Below are 20,037 nucleotides of genomic sequence, written 5' to 3'. Positions count from 1 at the left end.
CCGTGCGCAGGTTCTTCCTAGGCCGTGCGCAGGAAGCGGTCGAGTACCCGGACTCCGAAATGCAGTGCCTCGACGGGCACCCGTTCGTCGACCCCGTGGAAGAGGGCCTGGTAGTCGAAGCCCGGCGGGAGCTTCAGCGGTGCGAAACCGTAGCCGGTGATGCCCAGGCGGGAGAACTGCTTGGCGTCCGTGCCGCCCGACATGCAGTACGGGACGACGTTCCCCTCGGGCGCGAACTCCTCCACGGCGGCCCGCATCCGGGCGTACGTGGTCGAGTCCAGCGGCGCCTGCAGGGCGACCTCGCGGTGGACGAACTCCCACTCCACGTCCGGCCCGGTGAGCTGGTCGAGGGTGGCCCGGAACTCGTCCTCGGTACCGGCGAGGAAGCGTCCGTCGACGTGTGCGACGGCCTCCCCGGGGATCACGTTGACCTTGTAACCGGCGTCCAGCATGGTCGGGTTGGCGCTGTTGCGGACCGTCGCCTCGACGAGGGAGGCGGCGGAACCGAGCTTCTCCATCAGCGCGTCGACACCGCCGGGGTCGTCGAGGTCGGGCTCGACGCCGTACAGCGCGGCGAGTTCGGTGAGTGCCGCGCGGACCGTCGGGGTGAGCCGTACGGGCCACCGGTGGTCGCCGATCCGCGCGATGGCGGCGGCGAGCCGGGTCACCGCGTTGGACCGGTTCACCTTGGAACCGTGGCCCGCCCGGCCGCGGGCGGTGAGCTTCAGCCAGCCGGTACCGCGCTCCCCCGCCGCGAGGGGGTACAGCTGTCGGCCGCCTCCGTCGTGGAAGGTGAACGCCCCCGACTCGCTGATGCCCTCGGTGCACCCCGCGAAGAGCCCGGCGTGCCGGTCGGCGAGGAAGCCCGAGCCGTCCTCGGCGCTCGCCTCCTCGTCCGCGGTGAACGCGATGACCAGGTCGCGGCGGGGGCGTACGCCTGCGCGCGCCCACTGCCGGACGACCGCGAGAATCATCGCGTCCATGTTCTTCATGTCGACGGCGCCGCGTCCCCAGACGACCCCGTCGCGGACCTCGCCGGAGAACGGATGGACGCTCCAGTCCTCCGCCTGCGCGGGTACGACGTCCAGGTGACCGTGGACGAGGAGCGCGTCGGCGGACGGGTCGGTGCCCTCCAGGCGCGCGACGACGTTCGTACGCCCCTTGGTGCGCTCCAGGAGGGTCGGTTCCAGCCCCGCCTCGGCGAGCAGGGCGGCGGCGTACTCGGCGGCCGGCCGCTCCTGGCAGTCTCCGCCGCCCCGGTTGGTGGTGTCGATACGGATCAGGTCGGAGGTGAACCGGACGACCTCGTCCAGGGCCTGCCCGTCGACGGCCGCCTGCTCCATCACGCTCATGTCAGCCATAGTTCTCCTCCACGGCGGCGGCGACGATCGTGGTGACCGCCTTGAAGGTCCGGATGCCCTCGTACATCGTGGCGCTGGTGTACGCCACCTTGCGTTCCCCGGTCCGTTCGACACCCGGCACGACGGTGGCCGACAGGGCCAGGTGCTCGGCGTCGAACTCCAGGGCCACGGTGAAGGGGCCCGCCCGGTGGGGCTCGTGCCGCACCGCGAGCCGCGCCGCCTCCTTGGCCGCCGAGCGGATGTCCGCCGCCGTACGGGCCGGGGTGCGGCACACGGCCGCGTACCGCGAGACATGGTCCTTGACGGCGACCTTCAGGGCCTCGGGGGCGTAGCCGAGCGCGTCCTCGCAGGCCACGTCGTCGCCGGTGACCAGCACGACGGGGACTCCGTACTCGGCGACGACACGCGCGTTGAGCAGGCCCTCGCTGGCGCGCTCGCCGTCGACCCACACGCCGGTGATCGAGTTGGCGAGGTAGGTGTGGGCGAGGACGCCCTCCATGCCCGCTCCCGCGTGGTAGCCGACGAAGGCGATGCCGTCGACGTCGCCGTGCTGCACGCCCTCGACCATGGAGAGCGACTTGTGCCGCCCGGTGATCATCTCGGCCCGTTCGTCCAGCCGCTCCAGGAGCAGGTTGCGCATGGTCGAGTGGGCCTCGTTGATGAGGACCTCGTCGGCGCCGCCGTCGAAGAAGCCGAGGACCGCGGCGTTCACGTCCGAGGTGAACATCGAACGGCACCGCTCCCACTCCGGTGCGCCCGGCTGCACGTCGGCCGGCCAGGTCACCCCGGTGGCGCCCTCCATGTCGGCACTGATGAGGATCTTTACCATGCTCCAGTTGTATCGCAGTCGCGATGCGCTCCACAGGCCCGGGCGGTCAGCCGGTCGAAGCGACCGAAACCTTCACTCGGCCGCCCACAACCCCCGTACATGCCCGAGATGCCGCGTCATGACGGCGCGTACCGCCTCCTCGTCGCGGGCGACCAGCGCGTCGAGGATCTCCAGGTGCTCCTCGGCGGAGGCCTCCAGACGGCCCGCCTCGACGAGGGCGTGCAGTCCGTACAGCCGGGAGCGCTTGCGGAGGTCGCCGACGACCGCGACGAGGTGCTCGTTGCCGGCGAGGGCGAGCAGGCCGAGATGAAAGCGGACGTCGGCCTCGACGTACGCGATGAGGTCACCGGCCGCCGCGGCCGTGACGATCTCCTGCGCGACGGGCCGCAGCGCCGCCAGGTCGGCGGGGACCGCGGAGGTGGCGAGGCCCACCGTGGTGGGGATCTCGATCAGCGAGCGGATGTGCGTGTACTCGTCCAGCTGCTTGTCGGACACGGCGGTGACCCGGAACCCCTTGTTGGGCACGGTGTCGACCAGACCCTCCTTGGCGAGATCGAGCAGGGCCTCACGTACAGGGGTGGCGGAAACCCCGAACCGAGCGGCGAGGGCGGGCGCGGAGTGCACCTCCCCGGGCCGCAGCTCCCCCGCGACAAGAGCGGCCCGCAAGGCATCCGCGACCCGTTCCCGATAACTGGGCTTCTTACCCCCCAACAGGGGAAGGACAGGCACGTCGACGCGCTGGACAACCATGGAACGATCTCCTAGGACCTCTATCAGGGGCACCGGGAACGGCGCAGTCTTTCGCCTTCAAGGGGCGCGGGGAACGGCGCAATCCTTGAGCCGCACCCCACAACGAGCCGCACCCCACAACCCACCGCGCTACAACACGAACCCCGCCGGAAACGGATCACTCGGATCAAGAAGATACTGAGCGGTCCCGGTAACCCACGCCCGCCCAGTGAAACTGGGCAACACAGCCGGCACCCCACCCACCTCCGTGACCCCGTGCAACCGCCCGGCGAACCGCGTCCCGATGAACGACTCGTTCAAGAACTCGGTCTCCAGCCCCAGTTCCCCCCGCGCGTACAACTGCGCCATCCGCGCACTGGTCCCCGTCCCGCACGGCGACCGGTCGAACCACCCCGGATGGATCGCCATCGCATGCCGGGAGTGCCGGGCCGTCGACCCGGGCGCGACCAGGTGCACATGATGGCAGCCACTGATACTGGGGTCCTCGGGATGAACCGGCTCCCCTTCGGCATTGATCGCGTCCATCAGCGAAAGCCCCGCAGCAAGGATGTCGTCCTTGCGAGCCCGGTCAAAAGGCAGCCCGAACTGATCGAGCGGCAGGATCGCGTAGAAGTTCCCGCCGTACGCGAGGTCGTACGTCACCGTCCGCCCGTCGGCGAGCTCGATCCTGCGGTCGAGGGCGACGGAGAAGGACGGCACGTTCCAGAGCGTGACCGACCGCGCAGCCCCGTCCCGCACCGCGACCTCGGCGACGACGAGCCCGGCCGGCGTGTCGAGCCGGATGGTCGTCACCGGTTCGACGACCTCGACCATGCCGGTCTCCACGAGGACGGTCGCGACCCCGATCGTCCCGTGCCCGCACATCGGGAGGTAGCCCGACACCTCGATGTAGATGACGCCGAAGTCGCAGTCGGGCCGGGTGGACGGCTGCAGGATCGCGCCGCTCATCGCCGAGTGACCGCGCGGCTCGTTCATCAGCAACTGCTTGATGTCGTCGCGGTGTTCACGGAAGTACAGCCGTCGCTCGTTCATCGTCGCGCCGGGAACCGTGCCGATACCACCGGTGATCACCCGGGTCGGCATGCCCTCGGTGTGCGAATCGACGGCATGCAGGACGAGTTTGCTACGCATGAACTGTCTCCCTCTCTCCCCGGACGAGCCGGGCCCGTTCCCGGCCTCTGCCCGGCGCCCGCTCCCGGCCTCTGCCCGGCCTCTGCCCGGCCTCTCCCCCCGCCCGTTCCTCAGACGAGCCCGGCCGCCACGGCCTTCCCCGTCACGGCCCGGACGGCGGCCTCCTGGTCGGCCCGCAACGGCACGCGCGGCGGACGCACCGGCCCGCCGTACCGGCCGACGATGTCCATCGACAGCTTGATCGCCTGGACGAACTCCACCTGGGAGTCCCAGCGCAGCAGCGGGTGCAGTTGACGGTAGAGGGGCAGCGCGGTGTCGAGGTCGCCCCTGACGGCGGCGCGGTACAGCTCGACGGACGCGGCGGGCAGCGCGTTCGGGTAACCGGCGACCCAGCCCTTGGCACCGGCCACCGCCAGCTCAAGCAGGACATCGTCGGCGCCGATCAACAGGTCGAGATCCGGGGCGAGTTCGGCGATGCGATAGGCGCGCCGCACATCGCCGGAGAACTCCTTGACCCCGTGGATGTACCCCTCGCCGTGCAGTTCGGCGAGCAGTTCGGGCACCAGGTCGACCTTGGTGTCGATGGGGTTGTTGTACGCCACGATCGGCAGGCCCGCCTTCGCGACCTCCGCGTAGTGGGCGAGGACCGAGCGCTCGTCGGCCCGGTACGCGTTCGGGGGCAGCAGCATCACGGAGGCGCAGCCCGCGTCGCGCGCCTGCTCGGCCCAGCGGCGGGCCTCGGCGGAGCCGTACGCGGCGACGCCGGGCATGACGCGCGAGCCGCCGATCGCCGCCACGGCCGTCTCCACGACCCTGGCACGCTCCTCGGGGGTCAGCACCTGGTACTCACCGAGCGAGCCGTTCGGTACGACACCGTCGCAGCCGTTCGCGACGAGCCACGCGCAGTGGTCGGCGTACGCGTCGTGGTCGACGGAGAGGTCGTCCCTGAGCGGAAGGGCGGTGGCGACGAGGACGCCACGCCAGGGGCGGTGGGAGGTGCGGTCGCTCTGGTCGGTCCTGTCGGTCATGAGGGTTCCCGTCCGATCCTTGGAGCCATGGGGGCGTGCTTGTCAGAGGGTTCGCGTGCCGGTGCGCACGTCAGGAGGAGTCGGAGAGGTTCACGAGGCTTCGCCCGGGTCGCGCGCCAGCACACCGAGAGGCACCGGCCGCGCGAACGGCCGCCGTGACGGTGTCGGCGGACACCCCGCGAGCCCCGCCACCGCGGGACCGCACATCCGGCCCTGGCACCAGCCCATCCCGGCCCGGGTCAGCAGTTTCACGGTACGTACGTCCCCGGCGCCGAGTTCGTCGACGGCCTCCCGGATCGCGGCGGCGGGCACCTCCTCGCACCGGCAGACGAGGGTGTCGTCGCCGACCCGCTCCGCCCAACGGTCCGGCGGCGTACAGACGTTGTCGACTGCGGCGAAGAACTTCCGGTGCCCGGCGCGCGCCTTGGCGGCCCGCGCGTAGGAACTCGGCACGGGCGCCCGGGAGTCGAGCCGGGCCGCGATCGAGAGCCCCGCGATCCGGCCCTCGGCCAGCGAGAGCGCGGCACCGCCGATCCCGGTGCTCTCACCGGCGGCCCAGACGCCAGGTACGTCGGTGCGCTGTTCGTCGTCCACGGCGATGTTCACCCCGTCGAGGCGGCAGCCGAGCGTCTCGGCGAGGTCGGTGTGCGGAAGCATGCCGTGCCCGACGGCGAGGCTGTCGCAGGGCACGCGCCACCCACTGCCCTCCCTGACCCGTCCGTCGGTGTCGAGCGCGGCCACGGTGACGGCTTCGAGGCGGTCGGTCCCGTGCGCCGCGACGACGGTGTGGCGGACGTGGACCCCGACGCGGTACCGCGCCAACTCGGCTGCGTACAGCGCCCCTTCGGCGAGCTTGTCCGGATGGGCGGCGAGAACCCGCGCATGCCGTAGGAACCCCCGGGGGTCGGCGGATTCCACGAGGGCGGCCACCCTGGCCCCGGCCGCGGCCAGTCCGACGGCCACGGGCATCAGCAGCGGCCCGGTCCCTGCGACCACGGCGGTACGGCCCGGCAGCACGAGTCCGCTCTTCAGCATGGCCTGCGCCCCGCCGGCGGTGACGACTCCGGGGAGGGTCCAGCCGGGGAACGGCAGCACCTTCTCGTACCCGCCGGTGGCGAGGAGCACGGCATCCGCCCGGACCACGACGGACTCCTCCTGCTCGGGCCCGAGGAGAGCGTGCACGGCGAAGGAGGCGGTTTCCCGCTCCACACACCACACATGACGTTCCGTCAGGTGAGTGATCCGCCCTGTCCCGACGTGCGCCGCCAGTCCGTCGCGGAGTCGTTCCCAGGTACGCCACCGGTGGTGCAGGGCCTGGGGCCGCCGGGCACCGAGCCCCGGGGCGGGCTGCCGGTAGAACTGTCCGCCGGCCTCCGGAGCCGCGTCCACGAGGGTCACCGATACACCGCGTGCCGCAGCGGCGAGGGCGGCGGCGAGCCCGGCGGGTCCGGCGCCGATCACCGCGAGGCGGGGTCGTTCACTCATGCCGTCCGGTACCTTCCTGGGTTCGGATCACGTCACCCGGCTCCGCCCGTACCAGGCAAGCCCGTTGGTTGGGCCGCCCGTTGACGGTCAGCAGACAGTCGAAACACACCCCGATCCCGCAGAAGACGCCGCGCGGCTCGCCGCTCCCCCGGGTCGTGCGCCAGGACATGACACCCGCGGACCACAGGACGGCCGCGATCGTCTGACCGGGAAGAACGGTCAGCTCCCGCTCGTCGAACGTGACCGTGAACGGCGGTTCGGGCCGGGCCCGGACCAGCCTCAGGGGAGTACGCGGCGTCACGAGCGGAACTCCTCGGGTACGGGATCGGGGAATCGGTCGGGAAATCGGTCGGGGCGGAACGGCGCGAGATCCAGGTCGGACGTCCGGCCCGCCAGCACCTGAGCGATCAGGTGGCCGGTGCCGGTGGCGAGTCCGATCCCCGCGCCCTCGTGCCCGCACGCGTGGAAGAGACCGGGCACCCGCGCGTCGGGTCCGACGGCGGGCAGGTGGTCCGGCATGTACGGACGGAAGCCGAGGTAGGCGCGCATGGCCCGCACCTGTGCCAGGAAGGGGAACAACCGGGTCGCACCGGCCGCCAGCTCCCGGGTGACGGGCAGCGAGAAGGAGCGGTCGAAGCCGACCCGCTCCCGGCTGGCACCGATCAGTACGGGGCCCGCCGCCGTTCCCTCGACCACCGGGGAGGTCTGCAGCGCCGCCGAGTCACTGGCCACGTCGGCCACGTAGTCCGCCGCGTACACCTTGTGGCGCACCCTGCGCGGCAGGGGTTCGGTGACGAGGACGAAGCCGCGCCGGGGCAGCACGGGCAGGGACACCCCGGCCAGCGCCGCCAGTTCCCCGCCCCAGGTGCCGGCCGCGTTGACGACCGCGGGCGCGTGGATGTCTCCGTGCGAGGTACGGACCCCGCGTACGGCCCCCGACGCCGTGCGCAGCACGTCCGTGACCGTCCGGCCGGTGCGCAGCGAGGCACCCGCCGTGCGGGCCAGCCGGACGAGACGGGCGGCCGCGAGCGTCGGCATCACCTGGGCGTCCTGCGGGTAGAGCACGCCACCCGCGAGGCCGTGCGCCAAGTACGGTTCGAGGTCGTGCAGTTGGTCCGGGCCGACGGACTCGGTCCGGACCCCGGCCGGGCGCTGTGCGGCGGCCAGCTCCTCCAGCGCGGCCAGCCCCTCGGACGCGGAGGCGACGACGAGGCCGCCCTTGGTCTCGTACTCGAAGGACTCGCCCACGCCGGACTCGCCCATGCCGGGCTCGGCGGCGAGGTCGGCCCACAACCGTGCGGAGAGCAGGGCGAGTTCGAGTTCGGGGCCGGGTTCCTTGTCGGAGACGAGCAGGTTGCCCTCGCCGGCGCCGGTGGTGCCGCCCGCGACGGGACCTCGGTCCACCAGGACGGCACTCAGCCCCGCCCGAGCCGCGTACAGGGCGGTCGCCGCCCCTACCATTCCGGCCCCGACGACCACGACATCGCAGGTCAGCGAGTTGCTCACGTCAGTAATATGTCACATACCTCTTTGGATTCACACCCCCCATCGCGGCGCTCCACAGCCCGCGCGCTCAGCCCGACAGCCGTCCGGCGGCGGTCAGCGCCTCCAGCGCGCTCGCCTGGGTGCGCCAGTCCGACACGTTGGGCGCGGCGCCGGACCAGCGCTGACCGAGGCGGTTGAGCGCGTCCCGGTCGGTCGTCCAGAGGGAGTCGGCCTGCTTGGTGACGTACGCCTTGTACGCGGTCGAGTCCGTGGCGTCCGCGAGGTCGGCGAGGTGCCGTACGAAGATGCCCTTGAACTGCTTCTGGTTGTCGTCGCAGGAGGCCGTGCCGAGGTCGCAGGACTCGGTCAGTACGCCGCCGCGGGTCAGCGCCGGTGAGGAGATCGCGGTGTCGGCCAGCCGCTCGGCCGTGTCCAGGTACCGGGCGCTCCCCGTCGACCGCCACAGCTGGGTGAAGGCGCCGATGGCGAGCCCCTGGTTGTAACTCCACACGGTCTGGCCGTTGTTGGCGCAGCCGGAGGTGATCCCGTCGTTGACGAGACCCGAGGAGTTGATCATCCCGCTGGCGAGGTACCAGTCCGCGGCCGTGGTCGCGCGGGCTCCCCACACGGTGTCGCCGCTGATCCGCTGGTGCAACGAGGTGGTGAGCCACAGATAGAGCCCGTTGGTCACGGCGTTCTTGTAGGTGCGCTCCCGGTCCCACCACACACCGCCGCCACAGGTACCCGTGTCCCAGTACTTGTGGACGTAGTCGGTGATGGTGACCGCCTCCGCCAGATAACGCCGGTCGCCTGTGTGGTCGTACGCCGTCAGCCAGGCCACCGCCCACCAGCCCGCGTCGTCGATGGCCCGGCTGATGAAGTGCCCCTCGATCGGGTCCGAGCTGCGCCCGCCGGCCGGGAAGACACCCCGGTTCTGTTCGTAGGTGCGGGCGATCACCCAGTCGTAGTCGTGCCGTCCGCTCTGCTCGGCGAAGTCGACGACCGAGGTGAGCGCGACGGCGGAGTTCCACCAACTGCTGCGCCACCAGCCCTCGTCGGTCCGGTACGAGGCAAGCAGCGCGTCCGCCGCCCCGCGCGCCCGGGTCGGTGCGGGCCTGGCCCAGGCCGTGCAGGCGCCCTCCTGGTGGGCGGCCTCGCGACCGCAGGCGCGGACCGCCCCGCCGTACAGCAGGCCGCGCGGGTCCCGGGTGGCGTACAGGGCGGTCCGGGCGGAGGCGGCCCCGGAGGACACGCTCGTACGGCCGAGCGAGGAGCCCTCGGGATGGCTCGCGCCGCCGTCCCAGGAGCGGTCCAGCCATATCTCGTCGCCCGCGCCGCCTCCTGCGATGACGCCCCAGGCCATACCGCCGCGCTGGTCGACGTGCAGGCTGATGGTGCGTCCGAAGAGCGTGGTGGCGGGGACCGGGGTGTCGTCACTCGCCGCCGTGGCGGGGTCGGCGCCGTCGCAGGACGCGCCGTCGCACACCTTCGGGTACACCCAGTCGGTACAGGTCACCCCGGCGGCGTCGCCGCAGGCGCGGAGCCAGCCGCGCCGGTGCCCGACAGGGTCGGTGACGTTGTACATGAGGGTGCGGGTCCCGGTCCATGAGCCGGGGACGCTCGCCTTGCCGAGCAGGCCCTCCCAGGTGGCGCCCCGGTCCCAGGAGCGGTCCAGCCAGACGGAGTCGCCGGCCGTGCCGTTGTCGATGCTCGCCCAGGCCGTGTTGTCGGGGTCGGAGACGTGCAGCCGCAGGGTTCTGCCGTTGATGGTCCTGTTCGGCACGGGGAAGGTGTCCTGCTGCGCCTTCGAGGGGTCGTGCGTGTCGCACACCAGGGCGCAGACCGGTGTCGCGGCGTGAGAGGGGGTGGGGGGAAGGGCGATCAGACCGGTCAGTGCCAGGAACAGGGCCAGGAGTGCGCCGAGGAGGGGGTGGTGGCGTGCCGCCATGACGTATCGCCTCTCTGGGGAAGCCGTGCACGGAAGGGCAGCGGCGGCCGGCCGGGAAGGGCAGCCGCCGGTTAGATCGTGCCCATGTCAAACGCCGGCTACGACCGGACCTCCCCGGGACTTCGGGCGACGGCAGATCCCTCCTCGGCCGTCAGGCGCCCGGACCCTCGGACCCCGGCCTCATATCCGCTCCACCACCAGCCACAGGGAGGGCAGCTCGATCGGCGAGCCGTCGGCCCGGCACTCCGTGGTGGCGAGCGGCAGCTCCCCGCTCGCCACCACCACGAGACCGGCCGCCCGCAGGTACTCCGGCACGGCGGCGTCGGCCACCTCTCCGGGCGCGATGCCGTGGCGGAGGACGGGCGCGAGTTTCGCGGGCGGCCCCCCGGGGCTCCGGGCGAGATCGCGCAGCATGGCGCCGGCCGCCTCGGCGAGTTCGACGAGGAAGGCGCGGCCCCGGTCACCGACGAGCGTGGCCAGACCGTCGACGAGCGACTGCCGGTCGGCGGGCTCGCACTGGTGCAGGACGCCCCGCATATAGACGTTGGCGTCGCCGATCTCGGCGTGCAGTGTCTCGGCCTCGGTCCTCTCCGCCGCGTCGACCATCCGGTAGCGGGCCTGGCCCGCCGGGTCCGCGAGCCGGGCGTGGTCGAGGGCCGCGGCCGACAGATCGGCGCCGATGACCCGCGGATAGCGGTCGGCGAGGAACCGGGTCTGGGTGCCGTTGCCGCAGCCGAGGTCCACGAGGGGCAGCCCGGGGGCGGTCAGGTGCGGCTCGAAGAGGCGGAGATGGACGCCTGCGGTGAGCGCGGGCTCGGCGTCCCAGAAGACGGCTCCCCGCTCGGTGGGGGCCTCCCGCCAGAAGCCCTCCCAGGCCTCCCTGTACCTAGTGGTCACGCTCATGCCGGCTCCCCAGGATGCGACCGCCTGCCACCGGAAAGTGACGGGCAGTCCGGTTTACCGCGCCCGGGGCACAGCGACAAGGACACGGCGCACACCTTCGCGCCCCCGAAGGGGCGCGGGGAAACTGCGCGCTCGGCCCCCACCGGCCCGCGGAGTCACCCATACTCCGGCGAAGCGCGGCGCTTCGCGCTCAGCGCCGCGGCAGGGTCAGCTCGAACCACACCGTCTTGCCGGAACTGGTCCGACTGGTCCCCCACTCACGCGCCAGCGTGCTCACGACACGCATACCTCGCCCGAACTCGTCGAGCCGCCCCGCGCTGAGCAACGTGGGCAGGGTGTGGTCGTCGTCGTCCACCTCGCACAGCAGGGTGTCGCCCCGGACCAGTCTGAGGTCGATGGGCCGGCTGTGGGAGTGCCGTACGGCGTTGGTGACCAGCTCGCTCACCAGCAGCTCGGCGGTGTCGGCGACGGAGCCGAGGCCCCACACATGGAGCTGTTCACGGACCACCGCGCGCGCCCTGCCGGCCTCCCGGGGGTCGTGCCCGATCCGCCACTCGGCGACGTCCTCGGGTTCGATGCCGTTGAGCCGGGCCATCAGGAGCGCCACGTCGTCCTTGCGTCCGCCGCAGGTGTTGAGGGCGCGGATGATGGTGTCGCAGGCGTCGTCCATGGAGGCGGCCGGGTGGGCCGCGGACTCGCAGAGCGTGGCGAGGCCGACACCGATGTCCTCGCCGCGTACCTCGACCAGGCCGTCGGTGCACATCACGAGCCGGTCGCCGGGTGCCACCCGCACGCGTACGGACTCGAAGGGCACTCCGCCGACTCCGATGGGTGCGCCGGTCGGCAGGTCGAGCAGATCGCTGTGGCCGTTCTCGGCGCGGACCAGCACGGGCGGGATGTGGCCCGCGTTGGCGATCTCCAGCTCGCTCGCGATGGGGTCGTAGATCGCGTACAGACAGGTCGCGAGGTAGTGCTCGCCGAGTCGCTGGGCCAGGTCGTCGAGATTGCGCAGGAGTTGGGACGGTGGCAGGTCCAGGGCCGCCATGGTCTGGACGGCGGTCCTCAACTGACCCATCATCGCCGCCGAGTTGAGCCCGTGGCCCATGACGTCACCGACGACGAGGGCGGTGCGCGAGCCGGGCAGTTTCACGGAGTCGAACCAGTCGCCGCCGACCCGCCCGAGCAGTGTGCCCGGCAGATAGCGGGTCGCGATGTCACAGCCGGACATCCGCGGGGCGATGTGCGGCAGCATGCTGTCCTGGAGGGTCTCGGCGACACTCTCCTGGTACGTGTACATGCGGGCGTTGTCGAGCACGAGCCCGGCGCGCGCGGCGAGTTCGGCGCCGGTGACACGGTCCATGTCGTTGAACTCGACGCGCTCCGGGTGCCGCAGCAGGATCATGAAGCCGAGGACGACGTTGCGGGCCTTGAGGGGCACGACCAGCATGGAGCGGCCGGTGATGAGGGGCCGGATGTCGCGCTTCTCGAACTGCGCGGCGATCATGTGGCCCATCCGCTCGCTGATGCGGGGCACGAGGACGGGTTCGCCGGTGGTCATGCACTGGAAGAACGGGGTGTCCGCCGGGAACGGCATGGCCTCGCCGACCGGCACGACGTCGTCCCAGCGGCCCGGTTCGTCCGTGTGCTCCAGCGCGACCCGGTGCCACATGGTGGTCGTGTCGGGCACGCCGTCGGAGAAGCCCTCACCCGCGACGACCTGTTCGCGCAGATAGGTCCCGGCGACGTCGGTGAAGCGCGGGACGACGGCCCGGCTGACCTCGACGATGGTGCGGGACAGGTCGAGCGAGGTGCCGATGCGTCCGCTGACCTCGTTCAGGAACTCCAACCGCTCGCGTACGGCGACGTGTTCGAGGTCCTCGATCTCGTCCTCGGCGTCCTGCGGCAGGGGTTCGCCCGACAGGGCCGCGGCAGCCGCCCGCTGCCGGCGCGCCTTGCGCTCCGCGCGCCGCGGGACACCCCAGTCGGGGGTGACGGGGACCCGGTCGTTCTGGCTGAACTCCAGTACGGGATAGCCAAGTTCGAGGACCTGGGCGACGATGCGGGCGCTTTCGCCCACGCTCATGCTCGGCAGGATCTCGGGCAGCCTGCGTGCCAGGTCCTCGGCGCCGGGGAAGTCGGTGTGCAGCGCGAACCCGGGTGCGATGCGCTCCACGGCGGCGCCCGCGCCGGACGCGTCGGTGTCCTCGTGACGCAGCGCGTCCGCGTCGGCGGCGAGGACCAGCAGGCGCTCCGCCCCCGGCCCCACCAGTGGGTACGCCCACCACAGGACGTCGATCCGGTCGCTGTCCGCCGCCGTCAGCCGCGCGCGGCCCGCCGCCGGGTAGAACAGCCGCCCGTCCAGGGAGGATTCGAGGTCGGGACCGAGTCCGTCGTACGCGGCGTACGCCCCGTAGGGCGCGGCCTCGTCGTCCTCGGGCAGCGCGCCGGAGACCGGCAGCAGGTCGACGACCGGACGGCCGACGGCTTCTTCCCTCGCCGTACCGAAGAGGCGCCGGGCGCCCCGGCTCCAGTGCGAGACGAGTCCCTCGCGGTCCACGACCACCACGGCCAGCGGGATCCGCCCCGCCGCGGCGACCCCGTGCGGAGGGTCGTCCCTCTCGGTGCCACGGTCCATGGCTCAGGCCCTCTCTCCCACGGTCCGCAAGATCTGCGCCACCAGACCAACCACGGTACGTCCGCGCCCGACAGCGATGTGTGCCATTCCCCGAATTGCCACCGGCGCACCCCGGCCCCCGCCAGGGGGCGCGGGAAACGACGCGCTCAGCCCCCACCGTCCCGCACCCGACGAACTCCCCTAGCCCCTCACCCACCCAGGGGCGCGGGGAACTGCGCGCTCGACCCCCACCGGCCTCCAGCCGACGAACCACCCCCAGCCCCCTCCAGGGGCGCGGGGAACGGCGCAGTCTTTTACCTGCGGGCCGGTGGGGGCTGATCGCGCAGTTCCCCGCGCCCCTAACGGCAGGGCGCCCTCAGCCGTCCTCGTGGCCCAGTTGGAGGTCCCGCTCGGTCCGTCCACCGCCCGCCACCTGCAGAACCGTGGCCACCGGCGGATACCCGGCCGCGATCACCGTGTACTCCCCCGACGAGAGGTCGATGAACCGAAACGCCCCGTCACCCCCCGTGGTCAACGTGTCCACCACATTCCCCGCCGCGTCGAGCAACGTCACCCGCGCGTCCTCGACCGGCCGCCCCCCACTGGCCCGTACGGTCCCCCGCAGCACCGCCCCGCCCGCCAGCTCGACGTCCTGCCGGGTCTCGCGCGCGGCCTGCACGCTCACCGGCAGCGCGGCGGGCCGAAAGGCCGGAGCGCTCCCGGCCAGCGTGTACTCCCCCGCCACCAGCTCCGTGATGACATAGCCGCCCTCCCGCCCGCTGCGCGTCGCGGCGACCACCTCCCCGTGCACATTGGTGAGCGTGACGGTCGCGTCCCGCACGGGGGTCCCGTCCGCCGTGACAACGGTCCCGGCCAGCCGCCCCGCACCGCCGAGGACCACGTCCAGCTCCACGGGCCGTTCCCCGACGGTGACGCTGACCGCCTGCGGCTGATGCCCGCCGGCCGCGGCGATCAGGACGTACGCCCCCGCGCCGGGCGTCGACAGCGCGTACCGTCCGTCCTCGCCGCTCGCGCCCCGCCCGATCTGCTGCCCCGCGACATCGATGAGGGTGAGCGCCGCGCGCGGCACGACGGTGCCGTCGGGATGCTGCACGGTGCCGCAGACGGGAATCCCGGCGGCGTACGACGAACGGGCCGCGGGCAGCGGGGCGTTGGGAGGCGCGGCGGTCTCGGGGGCGGCGGTGGGGGTGTGGTGGGACACCAGCGGTTTCTCCTTGAGGAAGAAGGCGACGAGCAGGCCCAGGACGAGCACCGGCACGAGGTAGAGGAAGATCCGCGGCATGGCGTCGGTGTACGCCGCGATGTAGCCGTCCCGCAGTCCGGCGGGCAGCGCGTGGACGAGCTGCGGGGTGATGGACTCGGGGTCGGGCACACCGGCCCCGGCGGGCAGCCGGTCGGCGAGGGAGTCGGCGAGCCGGTCGGCGAAGAGCGTGCCGAAGACCGCCGCGCCGACGCTGCCGCCGATCTGCCGGAAGTAGTTGTTGGCACTGGTCGCGGTGCCGAGGTCGTGCGGGCGCACGGAGTTCTGCACGGCGAGGATCAGCACCGGCATGACCAGGCCGATCCCGGCGCCGAGCAGGGCCATCCACACGCTGTAGTGCAGCCGGGGCGTATCGGCCGCGAGCCGCGAGAGCAGCCACATGCCGAGGACGGACAGGGCGCCGCCCAGGATCGGGTAGACCTTGTAGCGGCCGCTGCGGCTGATGAGGTGGCCCGAGACGATCGAGGCGCCGACGATGCCGCCCGTCATGGGGAGCATGAGCAGGCCGGACTCGGTGGCGCTGGCGCCGTCGACCATCTGCAGGTACGTGGGCAGATAGCTGGCCGCGCCGAAGAGGGCGACGCCGACGACGACACCCACGACAGCTGTGACGTTGAAGACGCCGTCGCGGAACAGCCGTAGCGGGATGAGGGGTTCGGCCGCGCGGTGCTCGGCGACGAGGAAGAGCACGGTGGAGGCGGCGGCTCCCGCGGCGAGTCCGAGGACGACACGCGAGTCCCACGCGTACTCCGTGCCGCCCCAACTGGTCAGCAGCACGAGGCAGGTCGAGGCGGCGGCGAGCAGCAGGGCGCCCAGGACGTCCAGGCGCGGCTTGGCGGTGGGCTTCGGCAGTTCGAGGACGACGGCGACGACGACCAGTGTGATCAGGCCGAAGGGCACGTTGACGTAGAAGCACCAGCGCCAGGAGAGATGGTCGGTGAAGTAGCCGCCGAGCAGCGGGCCCGCGACCGAGGCGAGTCCGAACGCGGCGCCGATCATCCCCATGAAGCGGGCCCGCTCCCGGGCCGGCACGACGTCCGCGATGATGGCCTGTACGCCGATCATGAGGCCACCGGCGCCGACCCCCTGAAGGGCGCGGAAGGCGATCAACTGGTCCATGGTGCGCGACCGTCCGGCCAGCGCGGAGCCGATCACGAAGACGACGATCGCGAACTGGAAGACGCCCTTGCGGCCGTACAGATCCCCGAACTTGCCGTAGACGGGCAGTCCCACGGTCGAGGTGAGCAGATACGCGGTGATCGCCCAGGACATCCTGTCCAGGCCGTGCAACTCTCCGACGATCTTCGGGAGCGCGGTGGCGACGATCATCTGCTCCAGGGCCGCGAGCAGCAGCGCGAGCATGAGCGCGAAGAAGACCAGGCGCACGCGGCGCGGGCTCAGTGTCTCCAACTGGGGGTGATCGGGCGGCGCTTGGGGTGTGCCGGGGGCCGGAGAGGAAACGTCTCGTCCGCTCTCCACCAGAGCCGTTCCGCCCACGTGCTGCTCCCCTCGTCGCGCCTGCGGGGCCCATTTCTCGCATTACGCGACATCTGGGAGCAAGCGCGACGAGTCACCCCGAGGTGGGCCTCGGTGGACGTATCCGCCGGTGGGAGCCCTACGGCGGACAACTGACGCTCCACCGAGAACCACTCGAAACGGTGAGCGCGGGAATCACGCCGAGCCCGTGGAGCCACGACAGATCCCGAGGCGGATTCCAGGCGGGCAGTGAGCTACTTCTCCACCTCGGTGGCGAGCTTCGCCAGCACCTCGTCGTAGATGCGGCCGAGACCCTTGGGGGCGAAGGCCCTCTCGAAGAACCCGCCGATGCCGCCGGCGCCGTCCCAGACGGTGGTGACGACGACGCGCGACTTGCCCTCGCCGGCCGGAGTGACCCGCCAGATGGTGACCATCGAGGAGTTGCGGTCCTTCTCGACGAGCTCGCCGTCGGTGGGCTCGCTCACGTCGAGCAGGCAGTCGCGGATCCGCTTGCTGGTGGCCTGGAGCTTCCAGTGGACGAGGGTTCCCTCTCCGTCGCCGCCCTCGCGGACCTCGTACTCGCTGAAGTGCTCGCTCAGGAGCTTCGAACGCGTGCCGTTGTAGTCGGCCAGCGCGTCGAACACGTCGTCCGGCTGACCCGTCACGACTCGCTCGGTGGTGGCCTCGACCTGCGCCATTGCGTTCCTCCAGCACTCGGGATCTCGGGCGTCAGCGCTCAGCCAACCATCACGCGGCCGAGCCGCCCAAATCGGGGTCCGCATCCATGGGGTCGCACGATCAAGGGAACATGTGTTCTATTCTGTGGTCAGTGCTATCGAGGAGGCGTCATGCGGTGGGAGAACCTCGCAGTGGAGTCCGACGGGAATCCGTCGGCCGGCCCCACAAACCCCGCTCTGTTCGGCGCGGAGACGGTGACGACCCGGACGTTCGACACGCCCGAGTTCCGCGGGATCACCTTCCACGAGATCCGGGCCAGGTCGATCGTCAACCGCGTACCGGGGGCCTCGCGGATGCCCTTCGAGTGGACGGTCAACCCCTATCGGGGGTGCACGCACGCGTGTGTCTACTGTTTCGCCCGCAAGACCCACAGCTATCTGGACCTCGACACCGGCCTCGGCTTCGACAGCCAGATCGTCGTGAAGGTGAACGCCCCGGAGCTGCTGCGGCGCCAGCTCGGCTCACGGCGCTGGCTCGGTGACCACATCGCGATGGGCACCAACGTGGACTGCTACCAGCGCGCCGAGGGCCGCTACCGGCTGATGCCCGGCATCATCGCGGCCCTGCGCGACCACGCGAACCCCTTCTCCATCCTCACGAAGGGCACGCTGATCCTGCGCGACCTGGACCTCCTGAAGCAGGCGGCGGCCGTCACCGAGGTCGGGATCTCCGTCTCCGTGGGCTTCACCGACCTCGACCTGTGGCGGACCGTGGAGCCGGGCACACCCGCCCCGGAGCGCCGCCTCGACGTCGTACGCACCCTGAGCGCGCACGGCATCGACTGCGGGGTCCTGATGGCCCCCGTGATCCCCTTCCTCGGCGACGACCCGTCCCAACTGCGGGCGACGGTACGGGCGATCGCCGCGTCCGGCGCGACCTCGGTGACCCCGCTCGTGCTGCATCTGCGGCCCGGGGCCCGCGAGTGGTTCATGAGCTGGCTGGGACACCATCACCCGCATCTGGTGCGCCGGTACGAGCGGCTGTACGCGGAAGGCGCGTACGCCCCGAAGTGGTACCAGCGCCGGATCACCCGGCAGGTGCACGAGCTGGCCGAGGAGTACGGGATAGGCCCCACGCGCGCGGGGATGCCCCGCAGGATTCCGGTGCCCGAACCGGTCGCGCCGGTGCCCACCCAGCTCACCCTTCTGTGACCGGCGCCTCCGCACCCACCGGCACCGGCTCTCCCTCACACACCGGCCGGCCCTCTCCGCCCTGCCTTGACCTGCCTGCCCGGCATCCGGCCGTAAACCGCGGCCCGATGGGGTCAACTCTCGGCGGAGGCGGTCTTCCTGGGTGCCGCCCCGGAACGATACGGCCGAGGCCGTGAGGTGAACGGCCCCCTGTCCGGTACATCGATGTGAGGCGATTCATTGTGAACCGACGCGCAGCCGCTCTGTGCGGTGCCGCCGCCGTGGTTGCCGGAATGATCACCGCGGTCCCGGCCGACGCGAGCCCGGCCTCCGCGACCGCCCGGCGCACCGCCCCGTCCACCCACGCGGCGAAGCCCGCCTGGAAGAAGTGCGGCACCAAGAAGTACCCGACGCTCCAGTGCGCGTCCCTGAAGGTGCCCCTCGACCACGCGAACCCGCACGGCCGGAAGATCACGCTCGCGCTGTCCCGGGTCCCGCACACCTCCGGGAAGGCCTACCAGGGGCCCCTGCTGGTGAACCCGGGCGGTCCCGGCGGCAGCGGTCTGACCCTCGCCGGATTCGTCGCGGCCTCGCTGCCGAAGAAGGTGGCCGCTCAGTACGACGTCATCGGCTTCGACCCGCGCGGGGTGGGCGCGAGCAGACCCGCCCTGAACTGCCGGCCGGGGCACTTCAAGCCGGTGCGCCCCGACTCGCTGCCGACGACCCCCGCTCTCGAAGAGGCGAACCTCGACCGCGTCCAGGCCTTGGCGAAAGCCTGCGCGACCAAGTACGGGGACCTGCTGCCGTACATCGACACGGTGAGCGCGGTCCACGACATGGACGCGATCCGGAGCGCCCTCGGCGCCAGGCGGATCAACTACTTCGGGTACTCGTACGGCACCTACCTGGGCGCCGTCTACGCGAAGCTCCACCCCGAGCGGGTACGGCGCATGGTGCTGGACTCCGTCGTCGATCCCACCGGTGTCTGGTACGACGCCAACATCGCGCAGGACCACGCGTTCAACTCCCGCCACCGGGCCTTCATGGCCTGGGTCGCCAAGAACGACGCGACGTACGGGCTCGGCACCGATCCGGAGAGGATCGAGGCGGCCTGGTACGCGATGCGGGCGGCGCTCGCGAAGAAGCCGGCGGACAAGAGGGTCGGCGCCTCGGAGCTGGAGGACACCTTCTCCCCCGGCGCCTACTTCAACGGCTACTGGCCCTCTCTCGCCACCGCGTTCGCGGCCCATGTGAAGACCAGGAACGACGATCCGCTGGTCGAGGCGTACGAGAACTTCGGCACCGTCGACACCGCGGGCGACAACGGCTACAGCGTCTACACCTCGGTGCAGTGCCGTGACGCGAGCTGGCCGCGCGACTGGGACGAGTGGCGCGACGACAACTGGGCGGCGTACGAGAAGGCGCCCTTCATGACCTGGAGCAACGCCTGGTACAACGCCCCGTGCGCGTTCTGGCCCACGGACCCGGCCGAGCCCGTGGACGTCTCGAACGACTCGGTGCCGCCGGTGCTGCTGTTCCAGGCGACGGACGACGCGGCCACCCCGTACGAGGGCGGTGTCATGGTCCATCACCTGTTGAGCGGGTCCAGCCTGGTGGTCGAGCAGGGCGGCGGCAACCACGGCGTCACGCTGAGCGGGAACACCTGCCTGGACAAGCACCTGGCCGCCTATCTGACCGACGGCCGGGTGCCGCGCGGGCACGGCGAGGCCGACGCGGTGTGCGCGAAGCTGCCCGACCCCAAGCCGCCGACCGCGAAGGCGGGTGCTGGCACGGGCGCGGCGTCGCGCGGCGCGACCCTGCACGGCCTGCTCGGATTCCGGGGCTAGGCGAGGCTGCCCGGGGGCGTTGTCAGTGCC

15 protein-coding genes are annotated in these 20,037 nt (G+C 71.8%); 2 read left to right on the top strand and 13 right to left on the bottom strand.

Translation table 11 applies throughout. From position 1 onward, the window contains the following. Positions 1-17 precede the first annotated feature (17 nt). From ACH4DZ_RS20410 to ACH4DZ_RS20350, 13 genes are all read right to left on the bottom strand, one after another. Positions 18-1,352, bottom strand: coding sequence for a M20/M25/M40 family metallo-hydrolase (locus ACH4DZ_RS20410; RefSeq protein ID WP_398288754.1), 1,335 nt, complete (start codon positions 1,350-1,352; stop codon positions 18-20). Between the two features lies 1 nt (position 1,353). Then, entirely contained in the window at positions 1,354-2,190 is an 837-nt protein-coding gene (locus ACH4DZ_RS20405) for a M55 family metallopeptidase (protein ID WP_398288592.1), read from the bottom strand. Positions 2,191-2,262: 72 nt separating this feature from the next. After that, complete coding sequence (locus ACH4DZ_RS20400) at positions 2,263-2,940, bottom strand: GntR family transcriptional regulator (protein ID WP_398288591.1); 678 nt, start codon at positions 2,938-2,940, stop codon at positions 2,263-2,265. Between the two features lie 129 nt (positions 2,941-3,069). Further along, positions 3,070-4,071, bottom strand: a complete 1,002-nt coding sequence (locus ACH4DZ_RS20395) for a proline racemase family protein (protein WP_398288590.1) — start codon at positions 4,069-4,071, stop codon at positions 3,070-3,072. Positions 4,072-4,181: 110 nt separating this feature from the next. Then, a complete protein-coding gene (locus tag ACH4DZ_RS20390) occupies positions 4,182-5,099 on the bottom strand; it encodes a dihydrodipicolinate synthase family protein (RefSeq protein ID WP_398288589.1) in 918 nt (305 codons plus the stop codon). A gap of 90 nt (positions 5,100-5,189) precedes the next feature. Then, the gene (locus ACH4DZ_RS20385) at positions 5,190-6,584 is read right to left on the bottom strand and encodes an FAD-dependent oxidoreductase (RefSeq protein WP_398288588.1); all 1,395 of its coding nucleotides are present in this window, start codon (positions 6,582-6,584) and stop codon (positions 5,190-5,192) included. Further along, a complete protein-coding gene (locus ACH4DZ_RS20380) occupies positions 6,577-6,885 on the bottom strand; it encodes a (2Fe-2S)-binding protein (protein WP_398288587.1) in 309 nt (102 codons plus the stop codon). The genes ACH4DZ_RS20385 and ACH4DZ_RS20380 overlap by 8 nt, the downstream gene beginning before the upstream one ends. Further along, on the bottom strand, positions 6,882-8,090 hold the full coding sequence (locus ACH4DZ_RS20375) for an NAD(P)/FAD-dependent oxidoreductase (protein ID WP_398288586.1): 1,209 nt from the start codon (positions 8,088-8,090) through the stop codon (positions 6,882-6,884). Before ACH4DZ_RS20375 ends, ACH4DZ_RS20380 begins: the two co-directional genes overlap by 4 nt. Before the next feature lie 67 nt (positions 8,091-8,157). Then, entirely contained in the window at positions 8,158-10,017 is a 1,860-nt protein-coding gene (locus ACH4DZ_RS20370) for a glycoside hydrolase family 76 protein (RefSeq protein WP_398288585.1), read from the bottom strand. A gap of 180 nt (positions 10,018-10,197) precedes the next feature. Continuing rightward, on the bottom strand, positions 10,198-10,920 hold the full coding sequence (locus ACH4DZ_RS20365; RefSeq protein ID WP_398288583.1) for a class I SAM-dependent methyltransferase: 723 nt from the start codon (positions 10,918-10,920) through the stop codon (positions 10,198-10,200). Positions 10,921-11,110: 190 nt separating this feature from the next. Then, entirely contained in the window at positions 11,111-13,555 is a 2,445-nt protein-coding gene (locus ACH4DZ_RS20360; protein WP_398288582.1) for a SpoIIE family protein phosphatase, read from the bottom strand. 355 nt (positions 13,556-13,910) lie between these two features. After that, positions 13,911-16,313 (bottom strand): MFS transporter, encoded by a 2,403-nt coding sequence (locus ACH4DZ_RS20355; protein WP_398288581.1) that lies wholly within the window; start codon positions 16,311-16,313, stop codon positions 13,911-13,913. 233 nt (positions 16,314-16,546) lie between these two features. Continuing rightward, on the bottom strand, positions 16,547-16,990 hold the full coding sequence (locus tag ACH4DZ_RS20350; protein WP_398288580.1) for an SRPBCC family protein: 444 nt from the start codon (positions 16,988-16,990) through the stop codon (positions 16,547-16,549). Between the two features lie 150 nt (positions 16,991-17,140). On the opposite strand from ACH4DZ_RS20350, the gene ACH4DZ_RS20345 reads away from it, so the two are divergent. Together ACH4DZ_RS20345 and ACH4DZ_RS20340 are read left to right on the top strand one after the other, a co-directional pair. Further along, a complete protein-coding gene (locus tag ACH4DZ_RS20345) occupies positions 17,141-18,181 on the top strand; it encodes an Rv2578c family radical SAM protein (RefSeq protein ID WP_398288579.1) in 1,041 nt (346 codons plus the stop codon). A gap of 221 nt (positions 18,182-18,402) precedes the next feature. Then, complete coding sequence (locus ACH4DZ_RS20340; protein WP_398288578.1) at positions 18,403-20,007, top strand: alpha/beta hydrolase; 1,605 nt, start codon at positions 18,403-18,405, stop codon at positions 20,005-20,007. Positions 20,008-20,037: the final 30 nt, after the last annotated feature.

It is taken from the genome of Streptomyces sp. NPDC017991, assembly GCF_044328075.1.
GTDB lineage: Bacteria > Actinomycetota > Actinomycetes > Streptomycetales > Streptomycetaceae > Streptomyces.
The sequence above is the reverse complement of the archived record's forward strand: the minus strand, read 5'-3'. Positions and strand labels throughout refer to the sequence as shown.

Bases quoted from the DNA above. Each gene is read 5' to 3' on its own strand.
- ACH4DZ_RS20410 (WP_398288754.1), bottom strand. From the start codon at position 1,352: ATGAGCGTGATGGAGCAGGCGGCCGTCGACGGGCAGGCCCTGGACGAG.
- ACH4DZ_RS20405 (WP_398288592.1), bottom strand. From the start codon at position 2,190: ATGGTAAAGATCCTCATCAGTGCCGACATGGAGGGCGCCACCGGGGTG.
- ACH4DZ_RS20385 (WP_398288588.1), bottom strand. From the start codon at position 6,584: ATGAGTGAACGACCCCGCCTCGCGGTGATCGGCGCCGGACCCGCCGGG.
- ACH4DZ_RS20400 (WP_398288591.1), bottom strand. From the start codon at position 2,940: ATGGTTGTCCAGCGCGTCGACGTGCCTGTCCTTCCCCTGTTGGGGGGT.
- ACH4DZ_RS20345 (WP_398288579.1), top strand. From the start codon at position 17,141: ATGCGGTGGGAGAACCTCGCAGTGGAGTCCGACGGGAATCCGTCGGCC.
- ACH4DZ_RS20395 (WP_398288590.1), bottom strand. From the start codon at position 4,071: ATGCGTAGCAAACTCGTCCTGCATGCCGTCGATTCGCACACCGAGGGC.
- ACH4DZ_RS20365 (WP_398288583.1), bottom strand. From the start codon at position 10,920: ATGAGCGTGACCACTAGGTACAGGGAGGCCTGGGAGGGCTTCTGGCGG.
- ACH4DZ_RS20370 (WP_398288585.1), bottom strand. From the start codon at position 10,017: ATGGCGGCACGCCACCACCCCCTCCTCGGCGCACTCCTGGCCCTGTTC.
- ACH4DZ_RS20350 (WP_398288580.1), bottom strand. From the start codon at position 16,990: ATGGCGCAGGTCGAGGCCACCACCGAGCGAGTCGTGACGGGTCAGCCG.
- ACH4DZ_RS20360 (WP_398288582.1), bottom strand. From the start codon at position 13,555: ATGGACCGTGGCACCGAGAGGGACGACCCTCCGCACGGGGTCGCCGCG.
- ACH4DZ_RS20390 (WP_398288589.1), bottom strand. From the start codon at position 5,099: ATGACCGACAGGACCGACCAGAGCGACCGCACCTCCCACCGCCCCTGG.